Here is a 19,129-nt window from a genome sequence, read left to right as displayed (position 1 = left end):
TTTATCACGGCCGGATTGGCGGCATGGCATCACCCGGCATGCTTATTCAGTGCTAAATTGAATACTTTTGCAATTCCGCCGCATTGTTCGTCCCAAGACCAGTTCCCAAGATCACCCGGCGCGAAGGACTCAGGCTGGATAGGCCCAACGATGAAGACCGGGATAACGCCGATGTGCTGCCCTCCGAAGACTGGCTTGAACCTGGTTCGGGCGTTGGCGTAAGGCTAGTGGATGGGTTTGCCCCACCCGACAGCAACTCTTTCCCCCTCGGTGTTTTCCTGAGCCTAGTTACAGAATAATTCTTGAGTTCATCAACAAGGCGAGGAGGCGCGGCGCGGCGTGCGCTCTCCTCATCCGGACTCAGCTTGCGATCTGTTTGACGTAATTGTCGTGTTGGTGGTGTTGGTGGTGTTGGTGGTGTTGGTGGTGGTGGTGGTGGTGTCTCCGCAACCTGAGAACCGGGGGGGCGGCTCGATGTATCATTAAGAAGAGGAGTTCCAAGTGTATGTTCAGAACTATCTGATTGGGTCTGAGAGGTAGAGAAAGGCAGTTCCGCAGACTGATCTGCTAAGTCAGACCCCGTATTTCTGTGCTCGGCCCGAACAGCTCGGTTCACCATTGGCGACTGTATGCGGTCGGCATCATGTTTCAAACCATACAAATAAATTTTTGACCCTTTCACGATGTTGACTGGTCTATTGTCAATCGTGGGAGTATACGCGTCGGACCGTACCCCACCTGCCTGGTTTACGGGAGAATCCGCGTGCCGATTGCCGCCATCCTGGTTGTTTTGAGACTTTTGGTTATTTTGAGGCAATCGCAGAAAATCTGGCATCTTGTGCAGCGTTTGGCAAGCATGTGCCAAAGCCTGACCTTTTTCCATCGGATTGACAGCTTTGGCGCACATCAACCCTTGCACAATGTTCCACGTAGTCGACCATGAACCCGAAGAGACCAATGCATTCGGGTTATCCTTGATATCACCACAGTAGACAAACTGTGCTCTCCGTCGGACACGCGGTTCGACATGCTGTTTGTAATACTCTTTCATATGCTCCATTTCCGAATAAGATTTACCGGAATGCGAATGAAGCGCATCGTTCAATGCAGCCCACGTATCAGACCAAGCCTTGTGACTGACCGTTCCGCCGGATGAATTTAGGTCGAGCAACCCCTTGTACACTTTGTCTGCCTTTTCTGCTCCCTGGGCATGAAGGCTCGCACCCATGTTGATTGCTTTAATAAATTTCTTGACCAGCTTAGATCGCTTATTAATATGCGTGGTGTCCTTCGGATCGCAGATCGAAGGTACATCCAGCATATGCAGCGCATAAAAAAAATCACGCAAATATCGCCGCGTCGCACTATTGGACGCCGTATTATTCAGCAGATCGTTCAACTGTTTGACTGCCTCGACACTCTTGACGCCACCGTGCTGGGCGATCAGCAGATACGCGAATGCTATCATTGTTTGCTCGATTTCCTCCAGCGATGCATCCGGCACAGTGGGCTCTTTTGCAGCTAAAACCCCGCCCTTATTGGTGATCAACACATCTGATGGTGTATCCGACGGTTTTCTCTGCGCTAGAGTTGACAATTGACGATCAAGTCGCCTATCAGCATCGCTGCTGTTGGGCGAACAAGTCTCTTTATCGTTATGTGAGCTCTGCTGGAATCCCTTCACACTCTCTATACTATTCAGCGATCCTCTCGTTTCCGTCCGAAAAAGATTCGTGCCGCGATCCCCCGAAACAGACGGTCGAGAGCCGGGGGCGGAGAGTTTAAAATCGCTATAGTTTCTTGTGCAGTAGAGAGAACCTTCCCCGAGGGGAAGGGGCTTCCCCTCAGACACAGACGCCACGCTAGAACCTAGCGAGTTATCAAACTCAGGAGCTGCAAACTCCATTTGACGTACAGAAATTTCGCTGCCGTCATAAGGAGGTATCTGAGCCTGAAGGGAAGTGTGACAATTGTTCACTGTCATAAAGACCTCAGTAAATTGTTCGCGCGATGCTCGTTCGACACACCTGATCGACAGGACACGCCTAGGCGTCGATGCAATTGCTCAATATGAAATCAATCACCGCGACTCAGGCGCGCAAGTTGCTCGCGACCCGTGCCGCAACGGAACTGATATTGTTAATCAGCTGATTGGTGATGGTATGCATTTCCTGCGCGATGGCGCGGCTTTGACGCGCGCTTTCCTCGTGCAGCGATGCATTGCTGCGCGACACTTCCTGCTGATTCTGATCGATCGTCTGCTGCGCACGCTCTTTGCTCTGCTCCATTTGCCCCATGCCATCGACCATCTTCGCGCTGACATCGCCGCCCATGCGCCACAGGTCAGCCTTCGCATAATCGCGCCCCCAGGCACGTTGATTCAATGCATGTTGGGTAGAAGCATCCCCTGCACGCGATCCGGACATCACTGCCGTCTCGCTCAATCGCGCCTGGTCGCGCGCTGTAATGCGGACCTGGTCTTCCTCCAGACGCAAGGTGCGACGCTCGACGCCGCTTCCAACCGTAACTTCGTTGATTTCTGAAGGACGAATAGCTTGAGCAGAACGCAACTCGCGATTGATCAGATTTTCGCGCGTATTTGAATCCTGAGCGTTTTGCGTATTCACTTTTAGCGACGCGTGTTCTTTGTTCAAGGCGCCAACACGGACGACGGTACCCATCACCTGCATGCCAGCGGACAGTGCCGATGCCGAGACCGCCGACGCAAAGGCGTCGTTGCCGGCAGCGATTTGCGAATCCGACTGCGCGACTGCCGCTTTCGACGCGAGCGTCGTCATCTCGCTCTGAAGTCTCCTGTCTGCGACCTGTGCTTTTTGCCATTCGGCACTCATCATCAACAACACGTCCACGTCGGCCTCCCCCATCAGGAAACCTGATAGACGACCTCTACTTCCAGCCACGTCCTTAGCGGCAGAGTCGATCAACGCACCGACAAAAGCGTTGCCGATCACGTCAGTCCCTTCGGCAAGCGGCTGAACGATCGAGGCCATTTCGATTGGCGGGAGCTGCTGCTCCGCGCCGGCACGCGGTGCCGTCAGCTGTGGCAGGTTTGTCGCGGCAATCCCTGGTATTTGTACGAGAAAACGTCCCGGTTGCTCAAGCACCGCGCTTTGCAACGCTACCGCACCAGACGATTTTGTCCGCGACGACGTGCTCGCAGCTTCCGCAGCTTGGCTTTGCGTGGTTTCGATGCGATAAATATCCAGACGAATAGTGTCTTCCGAACCGATGTTGATAGTCATGGTTATAATCCCGTAATTTTGATAAATTTATATAGAAAATTCAAATAATTCGTATAAAATAACGAAATATTTCGTGTAAATTTTTTATTTCGAATTCGTATCTTGACTCAAACGGAGCGCGCGTTTTTCAACACGAATATATCGGCGTTCGTTTCGTTCTTCAGTGCATCTGACATTGTATTGCTAAGAGAAGTCATTGCAGAAAGGTTATTCGAAAAAGATGTTGCCAATTCCTGAAGTATTTGGGCAATCACTTTTTTATCCGCGAGTGCCCGCGTAGTTGCCGCCTGCATGATCGAAGCATCCTTGATGTCGTTTGCCGCGATTACGTTGACAACGCCCTGCGATCCCGACAGCCCCGTCTCACCTACCGCCAGCCCCAATCTGCCGCGGGTTGTAATGGCGCGAATCTGCCCTTCTTCCAGCCTATCCAGGCCAGCCTGCTCACGCATTTCTGTATAAAATGTCTTTACCTTGGAAACCACCGACTTCAAGCCGTTATCGTCAGCAAGCTTCGCCATGACATCTTTCATACTACGAAACACTGTAGATTCCATACATTCGGCAAATTCCTTCGCGACCGAGTCCGCCACCAAAGATGCAACTTTTCCGGCGGCACTGCCGACTGCCACGACACCTGTCATCATCACAGTGGCCACGACAAGGCCTGCGATCACCGCCCCACCGATCTCCGCCTTGTCTTTGGGCACGCCGCAATCCTCCAATAGTGACGTGACTTTCTTGCTCAGCCACTCCATCATAGGCTTGATCGTATGATCCATGAGCGGTTGCATTGCCTCGTCAATAAACGACTTGCCGGTTTCTTTCTCGTAGATCGCATCGGCCGCCATCAATGCGACACCCGCCGCCGCGATCAGCAGACTGGCGCCACCTGTAATTAATGCCAGACCCAAGCCGATGATGGTCATTGCCCATCCGCCAATTTTTGCGATCGTGCCGATTATTTTCTCCAAACGCTGTGCCTGTGCGACCTTGGCTGCATATTCGTCGGCAGACTTCTGCAAGTCGGCTTGTCTTGCTGCCGAAAGTTCGTTCATTGTCTTTCGCTGACTGTCTAGCCCATCAATATCGCTTTTCGACATGAGCTTCTGCAGCTTCGCCATCGCAAGGGTCAGGATTGCAGTTGCAGACAGAAGCGGCGTGACGTCGATACCGAGCGACTCCGGCGTAGACGGCAGTGCTCTAGCGCATACACCGCACGCGGCTTCATTGCTCACAGCTTCTGCGAGCGCGGCTGCCGCCGCATTCATTTTCACGGAGGTCATCGCGCCACGCTCGCAATCATCCACTGCCGCCTGCGCATGTCCGACCGACACAGAGAACGCAAAAATCGCTTTCATGTGCGCCTGCACCTTCTCCGAAAGTGATGCCTCCCAGCTTGCCACATTGCCCCCGATCCGCTTCAACGCGGAGGAAACGTCCGCATCCCCGATGCTCGTCGACTTGATAATTTCAGCGAGCGATTCAGCTTGCCCCGCATCCAGCGTGATACCGGCACGCGGTGTTTTCAACTGCGGCACCGCAAGCGAAGCAGCTTCCGCTGTGTATTTCTGCGTCGAATGTAAAGATATTTTCCCAGATGGATGAACGGTGTTTCCTTCAAGAGCCACACTTTTCATAAGGGCGATGACATCGCCATTCGGAACATAAAGGGCCCGGTCCGCTATTGCGTTCATTGTTTGATAGATCAAAATCTTCTCCTTTCGAAAAAATCAACAGGGTTGATACATATTTAGGGAACCTCCGAGCAAATTCATCCTGCTCTTGATTTTTAATCTAAAAAAATCAATTACTTGCATTGCTGCCGAGGGGTTTAATCAGAACTTCCTTAGATTAGCTAAAAACACTTGGTTGGCAGTCACCAGACGGGTGTGGATAACATGCGGGACGGAATCTACCAGTGGAACCAGCACTTCCAGCAACGACCACACCGCCTGACAGCTAGCAAATGGTTTTTATTAGTCTCCTTGCTCCAAAGATGCTGTTTCGGCATGGCGCAAATCCTTGTCCATCACGTTGAGACAAGCCTTTGCGGCATCTTTCAACACTTGTTCACCGGAGCACTTCAGCACAACCTCGAAGTTTTGCCGCGCAAGGGAGCGTTTTCCCAGGCACAGGTAGCACTGCGCCGAGTGGAAAATCGGCCGCAAGTCATCCTTTGCCAGCGAACTCGCTATCGCGTAATACTCGATAGCCTTCTGATATTCGCCTTTTAGTTGATATACCGCCGCCAGCCCCATCGGGTATTCCGCACAACGGAAATTGTACATAAACAAGAAACGGAAAAATGATTCTGCTTCTTTCAATTTCCCTTGCTGGTAGAAGCGATAGGCATAGGCATACATCCCTTCCATCGCCGCATCCGTCACTCCGTGCAAATCTTTGATCGTCGCGCCTTTCTGAATAGCCGCGAAGATCGATCTATTCAATCGATTTAATTCCTCCATATCAAATTTTTGTTCTGTTTCACTCATTAATTAAATCTCCGATGCTCACTGGCGGATGAGCAATGGCCTATGTGGATACTATAGCGGATAGGTTTGAAAGCGCTATAAAAAAACGCTCAAATCCGCAGAGGAAAGTGCCGCCACCCTTCCAGTATGAGCACGCGGTGTTGACTCTTCTGTTTCTCACCCAATGCGCGGATCGTGCAGTTACCCGAGTGGATTGCCTTCATCTGCATCCGCTCGTGGGGCTGCCGCCTCCTCCACCTGCCGCAGCCAGGTCAGAATCCTGATGATAGGTTCCAGATCTTCGGTTGAAACGAACTGATAGCGTTGCGTCCGATCGAAAATTCGCCTCGCCAATGGGATATCCCGTAAGACCGGTACGCCGCATTTCATCGCGTAATCGATGACTTCGCGTGCCCTCGCATCAACCTCTCGCACAGACACCATTGGAAACGGTGCAACTTTAAAATCGGCGTAAATTCCTATCGCAATATGGGTCGGATTGGCAAGGACAAAAGTCGAACCTTTAACGTTCTCTTTGACCTTTTCGCTCAATACCTCACGGGACAGTTGCCGTTGCCTCGATTTGACTTCCGGGTTTCCTTGACTTTGCTTAATTTCCTGCTTTACTTCGTACTTCTCCATTTTTAATCCATGTATATATAAAAAATACTCAGTCAAACAATCGAGCACGAGTACCGGAATCGCCATTCCGATCATATACAGGCAAAGATACTTTGCCAGATGCCCTAGCTCTGAACAAAGCGCGAATTCCGGCATGCGCATTGTCATAAACAGTTCGCGACAATGGTTATGTATAAAAATAGCCACCGCAGCACTGGTTGTGATGATGTAGAGCAAAGTTTTGACAAGATCTTTCGCTACACGAATATTGAAAAGCTTCTTCAATCCATTCGCTGGATTCAATGCATCAAAATCGAATCTTATTGCATCGAATGCGAGCGTGAGCCGACTCTGGATCAATGAAGGCACCGTCGTCGCGAACGAGCAGACGACGATGAAGATGACGGTGCCCTTCACTGCCACCCACCCCAGCGTCTTCACATATGCGAACGGGCCAGGAAGATCCTTAGCTTGTACGGCGCTACCGAATAATTTGAATAAACTAAAGATACTGTCAAAATCGAACAAGAACGGAATCGCCACTCCTCCCACGATAAGCAGTAGCATCGCGCCGATGTCCGCCGCCTTGAACGATTTCCCCTTTTTTTCCGAATCGGCGCGTTTCTTTTGAGTAGGCTTTTCGGTTTTTTCGCTCACTCAAACACCCTGTGAAAAGACCAATCATGCACAAGCTGATAGATCCGCATCGGCACCACGGAAGAAAAATAGAAATACATGATGCCGTACGCAGCGAGGCTTTTTACTGTCAACGAAAGCGAGAACGCGTTTAATTGCTTGCAAAATCGCGACAGGAACGCCAGCACACCGTCTAGCAGCATGAGTCCGATCGCCACCGGTGCCGAAATACTGATTGCCAACTGGAGTACATGGCCGAGCAGCGTGACCAGTCCAACGTAACTAAAGTGGGGTATCTGCCCGAGCGGCACATCAGACAGGCTTTTCGAGAAAAACAACATCAGCACGATCAATCCGCCCTTTTGCAAGAAGACATTTGCAAACATCAGATTCAGGAACGGCGCCATAACGGATGCCTCCACGCCACTCGCCGGATCGATCGAATCGGCGATCGTCGCGCCACGCTGGTTGTCGATCAATTCACCGACAACCGATGCGATCCAGAATGGACTCGCCACAATCACGCTTATTACGATTCCGATAATGGTCTCCACGACGCACGAGCCGGCAAGCGCAACTCCAGCGGGTCCATTGACGCGGAATGGCACATGTGATTCTAGGCCGATCACGACGAACAAAATGACGATCTGTCGCGTCACTGGGTTGACCACAAAGCGCGAACTGATGATCGGGATAAGCTGAAAAGTGGGAGCAACACGTGCGTAGAGCATTGCCCAGAGCACGAGGTGATGAAAAATATAATCGACCCACCAACGCATCAAAAGCATCAGCCAGCTCCGCTCAGGAACGCCATTCGAAAAACTTCCCGCGCGAATCTCATCACGATCATCGCCATCCATGGCTCAAGTAGAAGCAGACAAGCCAACACGGCAATCAATTTCACACCGAATGGCAGGGTCTGCTCCTGCAGCTGGGTGACGGTTTGAAACAACCCCATTGCGATGCCGACGACGGTGGCAGTAATAATTGCCGGCGCGGAAAGCAGGAGTACGAGAACAAGTGCTTTATTTACCGCGTAGATGATTTTTTCCATAATCACGTCACCGAGTGAAAAGCCATATACGGTTCCATCAGGTCCTTCGACACGAGTGTCCAGCCATCGAGCGCCACGAAAAGAATCAGTTTGATCGGCATGGAGATCGTTACCGGGCTCATCATCATCATCCCGAGCGCCAGCAACACATTCGATACGATCAGGTCAATAACCACGAATGGCAGATAAAGATAGAAGCCGATGCGAAAGGCGTCGCGCAACTCGGTCAGCCCATAGGCCGGCAATAGCGCATACAGTGACGGTTGCTGCACTTGATGGATCGCACTCTGGTTGGCCGTGCCCTGCCCTGGAGTGATGGGCGTGTTCTGGACAGTGGACGGCACTCGCTGAAAGAATTCCACAAGCTCCTTGTCCGCATACTTAGTCAGATACTGCCGATAAGGCGTCAGCACCGTCGTGAGGTATGGACCGACCTCATCCATGGAGGTGACCTGATCGGTTTCCTGGAACGCATGAAACGTCGATGTGATGACGGGCTGCATGACGAAAGCCGCGAGCATCAGCGCAATGCTGTTCAACACCATATTGCTGGGAACCTGTTGCATGCCGATCGCATTACGCAGCAACACGAACACAACCGAAAATTTCAGGAAGCATGTTCCCGATGCAAACAGAAATGGAATCAACGCCATGACGGCGATCAGCGCGATTAGCGATAATTCTTGATTGTGCATCATGCTTCCGACTTCAAATGTATCGCAGTGACCTCTGCCGCAAGCACGCCCTCCACTTCGACCAGTTCGGCCTCGCCAACCGGGCGGCCGTTCGCGTGAATCAATAGACGCACGCCCGATTCGAGCGGCACGACGTCGCCCGGACGCAGCGCCGATAGCTCAGCGAGCGTAAGTGCAAGCGGTTCAAATGCAAACGATAGCTCGACGGGCAATTCGCCGACCCAAATCGGGCTCGACTCATTGGGCGCTGGATCGTCATCCACGGAGTGCGTAACAGGAGGCACACTTGGTGTCTGCGACACTTGCTCCTGGTAGGGGAAAGGAAGGTCAGCCACAGTCAATACTCCTTGATCTAGCGATAACGGAAACGCAATGTGTGATGCACGCAGCAGAAGCGTGGGGGTGGTTATCTTTGTGACATCGCCCAGACGCAACGAACGAAGCAAACGCAGGGGAACACGAGTACTGCCCATCACGACGGTTGTCGTCACAGGACAGGCCCGCGAAAAGGCTCCTTCATGATGAGGCGGCGCATCGACGGCAAGTTCAAGCGAGCAGTGGGCCTGTTGAAAGAAAAAACACGCGCCGAGATGGACAACTTCGAGCATCATCCCTGCCGCGCTTGGCACCGGTCCGACATCTTCGAGACGTACTCCACCCCATCCACCGACAGGGCCTGGAATGAAATCGTGCCATCGCTCTCGATGCAAAATGGTATGAAGCGCCTCATTGCTGAGCGCCTCCCATGCCCACTCAGTCGCGTCCGGATAACGCCACGCGATGCAGGCGTCGACGTCTACATATACCGACGTCGCGAACGCTCCCTGCCGTACCGAAAAGCACGCATGGCGCGTCCGCGTAGATGGACGTGAAATCGCGGCGTCCATACCAAGCGCACGCATCGCCCAAATGTCGCGCAATGGGCGCAACATGCACACGCCATCCACTTTTCGTAGGCTGCGCCAGTCGCGCAGAGCCCTTTTCGCCTGAGTGGCGATCACGTTGTTTCTCAGTTCCACGGCGCTTAACACGCGGCTCATGCGGTAACCCCGCGGACCGACGTAAGAGTTGCACCAGCCAGTTCGGCTGGCGCGTCGTCTCGTGCCAATGCACGTTCGATCATCCGCTGGGCTGCGGTGCTCACCTCATTATTGCTCGCCGTAACAGCAACCATTAACCGTCCCGTGCGATCTGTTCTGTCTAATGAGGCAGGGTCCCGCACCAATTCGATCGAAGGATCGCCATTCCAACTGCGGAAGATGTAATGCAAACGCCATGGCGTGGCTTCGCCGTGCGCTGCCATGTCCTCGGCAGACGACTGCCGGCATGCCGGTGCGACATCCATCGACGGCACATACGCGGCAGCGCTCTTCACACGCGACGATGTGCTGTGCGCGACGCTTTCTACCTTGTCTTTGCCTGCACAGGAAAACTGTCGCCGCGTCCGTATAGGGCCTATATGCTTTTCAACGGGCGCATAAGCCGAGAATTCAGTGGATTGATTATCGATCAGGTCGCAATCGTAGCGATCACTAACCTCGTCGGTTGTCTGAGCGTCGATAACAAGCCTGCTCATCGACCAACAATATGCGGCGAGACCCGATTCATACAGCGCGGTCGCGTGCGTCTTGGCAACACTATGGGTGACGGGCGCATGACTGCTCCGTGGATCACCGTCGCGTCTTAGGCGTGATATCACCGTGGCGTGATGGACAGCCTGGTAAGATTTCGTAACCGGTATCACGTCCAGCCATACGTTGTACGCGCTTTCCCGCGTCAGGGGTGGTTCTACATATTGTGAATTTTTCGCATTTTCGATGTTGCCTTCCTGCCGCGGTTTGCAAGCTGATCCAGGATGCGCGTCATCGTGCCTCGGTTGCACCATAGACCCACGTGCGGTTTCTGCTGGCGCCGCGATTAATGACAGCGCTGGATAATTCAATCGTTCGATGCAGTCTGTATGCATATTGATATGGTTCTGAGCGGACGCATGCTGCTTTGTTCGATCAATTTCGAGTTCGTCGTCTTTTTCATTTTCCGACGATGATTCGGATATCGATGCAAGCTGCAACAGCTGCTCATGCAGCGCATCGAACCGTGCCGTTTCGCAACGTGCCGACGCAGTGGCCTCGTCGATGCAAACTGACATGACGGTCTCGTTTTGCAGAATTACCTTATCGGACATAGCTTTTCACCTCCAGAATTTCATCGATCTCGCTTCGCTCTACGGCATTTTTCGCTGCGAGTGCAAAATTTCGCTGGAAATTGACAATCTTTTCACGCTTTTTCTCCGCGCGCTGCCTTGCGCGCCCCGCGTCGGCTATTTCATCGCCAGCCGTCGATTGCTGGACGACGAGGCTATCCAATTCCGCCTGCAGCATCGCGAGCGCATCGAGCGACTCGGCCTGCCGTGCAAGTGCCCGCGCATAGTCCGCTTTCGAGTAACATCCAGAATGAATGCATGCTTTCGCACGCCCATGCTCCGTCTGAATAGACGCTTCCGTTTCTTTTACCGAGGCATCGAGCATCGCATGGCGCGCAACTGCGTCCCGATGTCGTTGCTCGGTTCGCATGCGTCTCAGCGTCGCGGAGCGCGTCGCCTTATCCAGCAAATCACGTCGCTTCATGTAATAATCGTCTTGTTTCTGAAGGGTCTGACCAACGCGATTGATCCTGTATCAAAAATTGACGCATTTGCGCATAGCCATCTACGATTCGATCGTTTTCCGCGTTCGTTCCACGCTGGTATTCGCCCATATCGATGTAAACTTGCAACTCGTGATATCTCGCAAGCTGCTTGCGGAATGCGGCAGCCATCATTTGCTGCTGTTCATCTGTGACAGCATTGAACAGACGACTCGCGCTCTTGAGGACATCGATGGACGGATAGTGATGCGTCTCAGCCAAGCCACGCGAAAGATAGATGTGGCCGTCAAGCAATGAGCGAAATTCGTCCGCGACCATGTCCGCTTCCTCTTCGGATTCCAGAAGAACCGTATAGAATGCGGTGATGCTTCCTACATGAATGCGGCCTGCCCGTTCGATCAACTTTGGCAGGCGGTCGAACACAGACAGCGGATAGCCGCGTTTGACCGGCACTTCACCCGATGCCAGCGCAATGTCACGTTCGGCCCTGGCATAACGCGTCAGTGAATCGAGATACACGACAACATGCATGCCTCGATCGCGATAAAACTCCGCAGCGGCCATCGCGACTTTGGCCGCATTCGCTCTTTCCACTGCGGACTGATCCGATGTCGCGTACACAACGATCAACTGGTCGGCGCGCTGGCTGTGCCGCATTTTTTCAACGAATTCGCTAACCTCCCGCCCACGCTCGCCGATCAGCGCGACGATCGCTACATCGGCATCGATGCCTCCGACCAGCATCGAGAGTAACGAACTCTTGCCGGAGCCAGCCGCCGCGAAAATACCGACGCGCTGCCCGATAGCGCACGTTAACAAGCCGTCGATCGCACGGATGCCTGTCCACAAGGACTCCGCGTGCGGATTACGGTCTGTATAGCGCGGCCCCGCGACGTCGAGGGGCATTTCCTGAGGCTCATCGCTGAACGGAGCGCCATTCGTACTCGCTATGCAGGGCGAGTCCGATTTCTCGCCGACCGGCGCATCAGGCGATTCAGAGAACCTCTCAACGATCCTGCCATTGGCGTCCAGTACCGTACCCAGCATGTCGACCGACATGCGTACCGTAGCTCGCTTGCCTGTCGGCTGGACGACGAAATCGCGTCGGAAACCTTCTACCGGGTTGAGTGTGCTAAGCACAGTCGTATCGCCTGAAAGCGCGACGACCTGCGCCATACCGATCGGCTCACCCGAAAAAGTACTTTGATGGACCGTGCAGATCTCGCCCACGGCAACATTCCGCAGGCGGACACGAAGCGTCTGCCCCGAAATCACATCGACTTTGGCGGACTGTTGTGTCAGATCAAGCAGCCCCATTCCTAATCTCTCACGATATGCAGCAGTGCGCATGTCTCGTCGAAGAAATATTCGAGCGCGTCGCGAAATTCGGGCATTCTTTGTGCATCGGCTATAAGCTGGGCCTGCAGCGACAATCCATCTTCGTACCAGACGATGACCGGCCTGCAAGGAGAAAAAAGCGGGTTTGGCGGACGCAACAAAAATCTCGCCAAGAGCGTCGAGGCGTGCGCCAGTATCTCCTCCGTGACAGAAGGCATCGGTGCGATGAAAAGCACGCCGTCGCTGCTGGTATCGATCCGGATTTCCGATCCATCACGAAGATTGATGCAGAGCGGCAGATGCGGACTCACCGCGTCATCCATCTTGTCAGCGCAACCTATCTCTTGGAGTACCTGCCTTACCAGGCTGACGATATCTATGTCTGTTCCCATTGCAAGATCCTTTAGATATTACCGATAACGTCGAGCTCGACGTTATCGGATACTTCACCGAATGAAATAACCTGCAATCCCGGAAAGCGCGACTCGATCAGTGTTCGTGCATAACGGCGCACATCCATTGATGCGAGTAATACGAAATCGCGACGCACCGCATGTAACTGGTTCAACGCAACAGTAATACGGTCCACGAGTTCATTTGCTACGGCAGGGGTGAGATTGAGAAATGTCCCAGTAGACGTATGCTTTATTCCCTGCCGCACTTTTTCCTCAAACTCCGGAGTCAGCACTATAACCTTCATGTGTCCGTTGCGTGCGATCCGATGCGAGATATAACGGCCCAACGCGATACGCACGTGTTCGGTTAGAACGATGCTGTCCTTTTCACGCGTCCCCCAGTTCGCCAACGTCTCGAGAATCAGTTTCATATTCCGGATTGCTACGCGCTCAGTCAACAGGCGCCTCAATATTTCGCATAGCTTCTGGACCGGAATTTGTCGATACACCTCCTTCAACAACTCCGGATAGCGGCTATCCAGCATATCGAGCAGGTTCTTAGTTTCCTGTATTCCAAAAAATTCGCTGCAATTACGCAGAACCACAGTAATGAACTGATCGTGCAACTCGTCGAGCGCGCTACGGAATGCGATACCAATATCCTGCAATTGTGCCGGCTGCGCCATGCCCCACTCTACCGGCTCACCGTCGCAATCGATGAGCCGCGAAACGTTCATGCCGAGGCCAAGGAGCAAATCGGAGTCGCCCACGAGCCTCACACCGTCGAATGCGATGTAAAGCACCGCCGCATCCACATCATTGATGCGAATCACCACACGTTGCTGTGCATCGTCCTGGGAATCGCTGACTATCGCATCGGCAGCGGCGAAACCCACGACGATGGTCGGCAACAACAACCCAACTTCATCGAATACCCTCGCATGCAACGATGTGGCAAGATTCTGTGGCGAAAGTGAAGGCGTATGCGCACAGGCATGTGGCAAAATCACCACCAGCGGATGACCCAAGAAGGCTGTATCTGTATCAGCTTGCACATCTGCGTCCGCTTGCGCGGTACCGGCGCCCAGCGCCTGAAGCGCGGGTCTTCCCGCGTTGGCATGTCGACCCTCTGCCGAAGCCGACCTTTCGGCACGCCAACGGCTCCAACAGAAAAATCCGAGACTTGCCGACACGGTCAAAAACACTGGCAGCGGAAAACCCGGAAGCAATCCGATCAGCGCGGACAGCCCTGACGAGATCAGCAATACGGGGCTGCTCGACAACAGTTCCGAGACAATATCATGCCCGAGGTTCTGTTCGCTTCCTGCGATCCGCGTAACGAGAAAGCCGGCACCCATCGAAATCAGCAGTGCCGGAATCTGTCCGACCAACGCATCGCCCACGCTTAAAATCGAGTAAGTTGACATCGATTCTGAAAATGACAAGTGATTCTTGATCATTCCTATCACGATGCCACCGATCATATTAATGAAAATGATCAATATTCCAGCAATCGCGTCGCCCTTAATGAACTTCATCGCACCGTCGAACGAGCCATACAGCTGACTTTCGCGCTCCAGTGCGCTGCGCCTTGCGCGTACACCATCTCCATCAATCACACCGGCACGAAAGTCCGCGTCGATGCTCATTTGTTTTCCAGGCATCGCATCGAGCGAAAACCGCGCTGCTACTTCCGCCACGCGCTCCGCGCCTTTCGTGATGACGATGAACTGCACTATCGTGACGATCGAGAAAATGACTAATCCAACCACGATGTTCTGACCGATTACGAACTCGCCGAAGGTCTGGATGATCTGCCCGGCGTGCCCGTACATAAGAATCAGGCGACACGAGCTGATCGAGAGCGCGAGCCGGAAAAGCGTTGTGAGCAAAACGATCGCGGGAAACGTCGAAAGGCTCAGCATATTCACAACATGCAGCGCGCTCATCAGCACTAGCACGCCCCCAATCATGTTCACGGCGATCAGAAAATCGAGCAACCCGGGCGGCAGTGGCATCACCAGCATGCCGATGATCATGATGATCAGGCACAGCACGACCAGCTCAGGTTTGCTCTGAACAGTCGTGAAAATACGGCGTCCGGTAATCAGGTATGACATATTTTTATGTTAATTATTATTTTTAGAATTAGCACTTATGGATGTTCCGGTTAAATTTATTAAACTGTAAATAAATTTTAATTAAATAAGAAAATTAATTGAGAAAAATATATTAATCAGAGCATACCTAGCGATGAAAGACGAGAAATTGGCAAGAAGATGAATACAGAAACGCTCGCAGCCACTCTAGTTTCGCTAGAAACAGGGGGTAGTCAGATCGAGAATGTCAACAAGAATGGCTTCGCGGCACGTGGCGTCGGGGTAAAGCGCCGCCGGCAACGCGGCAAACGCGCAATAGACGCGCTGCACGAATCGTTCTCGCGCGGTCAACGCTTTGACCTGCATGCACAGTGAAGCTACCGCCAGCTTGACCTGGGATGGCTCGCGCATCATCGTCGTCAACAAGCCCGCGAGATGCTGTTCAAGCGGCACGCGTGATTCCACGGTAGCGCTATCATGCATGATCTGCGCAAATAGATGTTCCGCGGCCGTCATCATCCGCAATACATCGCATTGCGCGAATAGCGAAGAAAACACCGCCTGCTCGCAACTCGGATCCTGCGCCCGACGATCGGCGATAAGCGTTCCTCCGATGTAGTGCGCGAGGCCGACGCGCTGATCGTAGGCGAAGCGACTGATCCAATCGTCATACAGGTCCGGCAATGCGTCGGCAAAATCGAGAAATTCCCTGTAAATTACGCGCATCATGCGGGCGCAAAGATTCAATCGCTCGCCAAAGTGCCGTGCTTGCCGGGCGGCATTGATGCCCGCCTTGATGTTTCGAACGTTCCCCTCTTTAAAAACTTTCCTAATTGCCGAATCGAGCAACCTCGCCTCGCCGGTGCCATCGAGTGCATTTGCACCATTTGTTCCGTCTGTAGCATTCGTGGCCTCGGCTTCCTCGTCACTGGCGGTTCCGACCATGCGTCGACGCGAGCGCAGCGCAAGCACCAGATCGCTGTCATCGGGAAAAAGCCCACGCGCCTGTCGTAGAAACTCCCGCAAGCTTTGATTACGCGACTTTACGACCCGCGCAAGACTGGCCAGGCGGTTCTCACGGTCCTCTTCGAGAATCAGCTCTGTCTCGTCCGAGACGCGCGATCGCATGCGCTCGACGTCTTTGCGGCGGGCGCTTTGTGCGAGCATCATGCCCAGGTCTTCCTGCAGTGCGTAAAGTTCCATTTCCGGCGATTCAACCGTTACTGCCGTGGCTTGCCCCGACACATTGCGGTAAACGCCTTCGACGATCGCGCCACCCGATACGGTGTTGTCTATCCTCGGTTCCATTGCCAAGCTATTAATGCCTTGCATCGTGCGCCTCCGTTGATTTTCCTTTCTTGTTTCCCCCGAAGTCGCTTCCTACGTTTTGCATATATTGCTCCAGCATCTGACTGGTTTTCGCCATCTCGGAGCGCTCGTTCATTAGGTCTCCCGCCGGTAGCGTTTGCCCGTCCATCCAGCCATCCTCATGCATCAGCACGCGCGGCTGAATCAAAAACAGGCGGACCATGTGTTCGGTAATCGTCTTATCCAGACGGAATAACCTTCCCACCACTGGTAGTTTCGACAAGCCTGGGATGTAAGACGTGTCGTTTTCGTGTCGATCGATCGTACTCCCCCCCAGCAGCAGACTTTTGAATTTCGGCACACGCGCCACGGTACTGATTTGAGTGTCGCTTACCTCAGGAATGACAGTCGTGTTCTTTGCCGTGCTGATATTTTGCGACTGGCCGTCTCGCACGGTCACGATCATTTCGACCTCTCCGTCTTGCGTCAGACGAGGCAACACGCTGACCATCGTGCCGTATGTGAAATGCTCTAATGAAACTGCTCGCTCGCCAACGAGTTGATAATACTGAGTATGACTGTTATCGAAAATTGCCGGTACATTTTCCTCCGTGAGCACAATTGGTCGCGATACGATATTTGCCAACCCCCTTTTCGACAGCGCACTGACAGTTGCAAGAAATTTAATTCCGTTAAGCGAGGCCATTTGCGGGCTGTTCGCGCTCATGGTGAAAGACCCGTACTGAGCCGAGGACTGCCAGTCGATACCGAGCGCGTTAAGCTTCTGACGATCGACATCGATGATCCACAATGACAGTTCGATCTGGCGTTTGGCGACGTCCACCGCGTGGATTGCCCGCTCCATCAGCTCAACATGCGCACTCGGTCCATACAGCAAGATGCTATTGTCGTCAGGGTTGGGCACCATACGCACGTCCCAAACGGCCTCTCCCTTCATCGCCACCATTCGATCCCGGCCTGAAAGATCTTCAGCCTTTGCATCACTTGATTTCGGCAACGGTAGATTCAATACGTCGGCGGGCACATCTTGCTGCATATCCAGCACACTGCTCCCTGAAGGCGTGCTCTGAGGATGCGCGCCACTCGACGAACCAAAGAGCTCATGAATGACATCGGCCACACCGGGCACTTTCACCATTTCGTCGCGGATCTTATAGCGACGATTGACGACAAACGTGTTGTGTAGCGGCACGACTCGCAACACCATTGCCGAGTTGAACTGAACATCCGGCTGTTGATCCAGATATTTCGCCGCAGCGACGACCAAACTTACATAGATTGGAGGTCCCGACACATAGAATACCGGTGCGTTGCCGTCTCCGGTTAACGGATAGTGTTCGTCATAAAGCCCAGAAGAACGCAAAAAAGACCGCACGTCACTCATGCGTTGATGGCCCATATGCACAATGGAATTTTTTACTTCGCTATCCCGATACAAGTAGATCGATCGTCCGTCGTCGTATGTCATTAATCCCATCGTACGGATGAGTTTTGTCAGAGTCGCCATGGGCGATTCGAGGTCAAACGTACCCGTGACGAAAATCGCTCGCACCTTCGGACTGGCGACCATCGGGCGTCCTATCTTTCCCTGGATCGCATCGATCACATCGTTCAAGCTAGTATTGTGGGCGATGAATTTCGGCGGTATCGTGGCGGGCGTAGGAACACCCATCGACGGCGACGTTACAGTTTTCTGCGAATCAGCTTGCTGCGCCACCACCGGGCGAGATTCAGTCGACTGCAACCCTGCCTGCGCGGTATCTTGCGCCGACGCCACGACGGACCACAAACCGGTCAGAGTCACAACCAACGCTAGCACAATTCTATAACCGTAGCGTCGTACAGCCGACGACAAAACGCAGCCAATCACTGTTGGCGTCCTGGACGCGCACCAAAATGAAACTTCATTTCCTGAGAAAAATGCGATGAAGACGCGAAACCGTGCTGATACGCCAGCTCGGCCACCGATTTTGCTCCGCTCAACAGATCGTGCAAAGCGCTTTGAGCTCGCCACTGTCTGAGACGACTTTTCAGTCCACCGCCAAAAATTCCGCGACATATCCGACGGAAATGGGAAGTCGACAGACCATAGCGGCTCGCGAGTCCGGCCACAGAGGAGTGGTCGTCAAAGGAACATAAAAGGAAACGCACCAATAGATACGCTTCCTGTGCACGAAGGAATTCGCGTAGTGGCTCGATGGAGTCGTCCATATTAAGGATGCGATCACAAAACCAGCGCTCGAACGCCGCAGCATGATGTAGGTCACGCGCAAAGAATCTCACCCCATCTCCGGCTTGACTTCGCCTAACCGTGATCGGCTCATTGGCATCAGTGCCTTCCGATGCCTCCATGAATGCTAGCAAGCTGGCAATTCTGGCAATCGATTCGCTCCAATCTTCGACATCGGCATCAGCACGCATCACCACTAGGCGGTGTTTATCGACTATTACGTCCCGCCCCATGTTTTTCTTAATACATATTGACATTCTTAAATTCATCCAATTATTAGCTTATGGCATTGATAAATTCATGCATTACACTGAATCGATAGTCGGTCCACGCCAATAATATACAGCCA

Annotated in this window: 17 protein-coding genes; all 17 read right to left on the bottom strand. The window is 53.1% G+C overall.

Annotated elements, in window-relative coordinates; genetic code table 11:
- Positions 1-52: 52 nt before the first annotated feature.
- The 17 genes from XalbCFBP2523_RS16205 to XalbCFBP2523_RS01440 all read right to left on the bottom strand — a co-directional run bounded on the left by XalbCFBP2523_RS16205 (position 53) and on the right by XalbCFBP2523_RS01440 (position 19,037).
- Positions 53-1,552 carry a hypothetical protein gene (locus XalbCFBP2523_RS16205; RefSeq protein ID WP_211286552.1) on the bottom strand — a complete coding sequence of 500 codons (1,500 nt, stop codon included), beginning with the start codon at positions 1,550-1,552 and terminating at the stop codon, positions 53-55.
- Positions 1,553-2,090: 538 nt separating this feature from the next.
- Entirely contained in the window at positions 2,091-3,263 is a 1,173-nt protein-coding gene (locus XalbCFBP2523_RS01510) for an IpaC/SipC family type III secretion system effector (RefSeq protein WP_080928089.1), read from the bottom strand.
- A gap of 107 nt (positions 3,264-3,370) precedes the next feature.
- Complete coding sequence (sctE, locus tag XalbCFBP2523_RS01505; RefSeq protein ID WP_012916012.1) at positions 3,371-4,975, bottom strand: type III secretion system translocon subunit SseC family protein; 1,605 nt, start codon at positions 4,973-4,975, stop codon at positions 3,371-3,373.
- Positions 4,976-5,242: 267 nt separating this feature from the next.
- Positions 5,243-5,758 carry a SycD/LcrH family type III secretion system chaperone gene (locus tag XalbCFBP2523_RS01500; RefSeq protein ID WP_045765732.1) on the bottom strand — a complete coding sequence of 172 codons (516 nt, stop codon included), beginning with the start codon at positions 5,756-5,758 and terminating at the stop codon, positions 5,243-5,245.
- Between the two features lie 180 nt (positions 5,759-5,938).
- Positions 5,939-7,015: an EscU/YscU/HrcU family type III secretion system export apparatus switch protein gene (locus tag XalbCFBP2523_RS01495; protein ID WP_012916010.1), complete on the bottom strand. Its 1,077-nt coding sequence runs from the start codon at positions 7,013-7,015 to the stop codon at positions 5,939-5,941.
- Complete coding sequence (gene sctT, locus XalbCFBP2523_RS01490) at positions 7,012-7,854, bottom strand: type III secretion system export apparatus subunit SctT (protein ID WP_080928088.1); 843 nt, start codon at positions 7,852-7,854, stop codon at positions 7,012-7,014. Before sctT ends, XalbCFBP2523_RS01495 begins: the two co-directional genes overlap by 4 nt.
- Positions 7,782-8,048, bottom strand: a complete 267-nt coding sequence (sctS, locus tag XalbCFBP2523_RS01485) for a type III secretion system export apparatus subunit SctS (protein ID WP_045765731.1) — start codon at positions 8,046-8,048, stop codon at positions 7,782-7,784. The genes sctT and sctS overlap by 73 nt, the downstream gene beginning before the upstream one ends.
- A gap of 2 nt (positions 8,049-8,050) precedes the next feature.
- Positions 8,051-8,746: an EscR/YscR/HrcR family type III secretion system export apparatus protein gene (locus XalbCFBP2523_RS01480; RefSeq protein WP_080928087.1), complete on the bottom strand. Its 696-nt coding sequence runs from the start codon at positions 8,744-8,746 to the stop codon at positions 8,051-8,053.
- Positions 8,743-9,783 carry a FliM/FliN family flagellar motor switch protein gene (locus XalbCFBP2523_RS01475; RefSeq protein WP_080928086.1) on the bottom strand — a complete coding sequence of 347 codons (1,041 nt, stop codon included), beginning with the start codon at positions 9,781-9,783 and terminating at the stop codon, positions 8,743-8,745. The genes XalbCFBP2523_RS01480 and XalbCFBP2523_RS01475 overlap by 4 nt, the downstream gene beginning before the upstream one ends.
- Complete coding sequence (locus XalbCFBP2523_RS16200; RefSeq protein ID WP_146084009.1) at positions 9,780-10,928, bottom strand: hypothetical protein; 1,149 nt, start codon at positions 10,926-10,928, stop codon at positions 9,780-9,782. Before XalbCFBP2523_RS16200 ends, XalbCFBP2523_RS01475 begins: the two co-directional genes overlap by 4 nt.
- On the bottom strand, positions 10,918-11,370 hold the full coding sequence (locus XalbCFBP2523_RS01470; RefSeq protein ID WP_012916004.1) for a hypothetical protein: 453 nt from the start codon (positions 11,368-11,370) through the stop codon (positions 10,918-10,920). Before XalbCFBP2523_RS01470 ends, XalbCFBP2523_RS16200 begins: the two co-directional genes overlap by 11 nt.
- A complete protein-coding gene (locus XalbCFBP2523_RS01465) occupies positions 11,357-12,706 on the bottom strand; it encodes a FliI/YscN family ATPase (protein ID WP_052687929.1) in 1,350 nt (449 codons plus the stop codon). Before XalbCFBP2523_RS01465 ends, XalbCFBP2523_RS01470 begins: the two co-directional genes overlap by 14 nt.
- Before the next feature lie 2 nt (positions 12,707-12,708).
- Positions 12,709-13,119, bottom strand: a complete 411-nt coding sequence (locus tag XalbCFBP2523_RS01460) for a type III secretion system chaperone family protein (protein WP_045765729.1) — start codon at positions 13,117-13,119, stop codon at positions 12,709-12,711.
- A gap of 11 nt (positions 13,120-13,130) precedes the next feature.
- Positions 13,131-15,242, bottom strand: coding sequence for an EscV/YscV/HrcV family type III secretion system export apparatus protein (locus XalbCFBP2523_RS01455; RefSeq protein WP_045765728.1), 2,112 nt, complete (start codon positions 15,240-15,242; stop codon positions 13,131-13,133).
- A gap of 195 nt (positions 15,243-15,437) precedes the next feature.
- Complete coding sequence (locus XalbCFBP2523_RS01450) at positions 15,438-16,553, bottom strand: HrpJ domain-containing protein (RefSeq protein ID WP_080928085.1); 1,116 nt, start codon at positions 16,551-16,553, stop codon at positions 15,438-15,440.
- Positions 16,540-18,327, bottom strand: coding sequence for a type III secretion system outer membrane ring subunit SctC (gene sctC, locus XalbCFBP2523_RS01445; RefSeq protein ID WP_158250765.1), 1,788 nt, complete (start codon positions 18,325-18,327; stop codon positions 16,540-16,542). Before sctC ends, XalbCFBP2523_RS01450 begins: the two co-directional genes overlap by 14 nt.
- Before the next feature lie 89 nt (positions 18,328-18,416).
- A complete protein-coding gene (locus tag XalbCFBP2523_RS01440; RefSeq protein WP_158250764.1) occupies positions 18,417-19,037 on the bottom strand; it encodes a helix-turn-helix domain-containing protein in 621 nt (206 codons plus the stop codon).
- Between the last annotated feature and the right edge of the window lie 92 nt (positions 19,038-19,129).

Origin of the sequence: Xanthomonas albilineans, from assembly GCF_002939705.1 — a bacterium.
GTDB classification, from domain to species: domain Bacteria; phylum Pseudomonadota; class Gammaproteobacteria; order Xanthomonadales; family Xanthomonadaceae; genus Xanthomonas_A; species Xanthomonas_A albilineans.
Note: the sequence above shows the minus strand (reverse complement) of the source record. Positions and strands in the feature narration are given on the sequence as shown.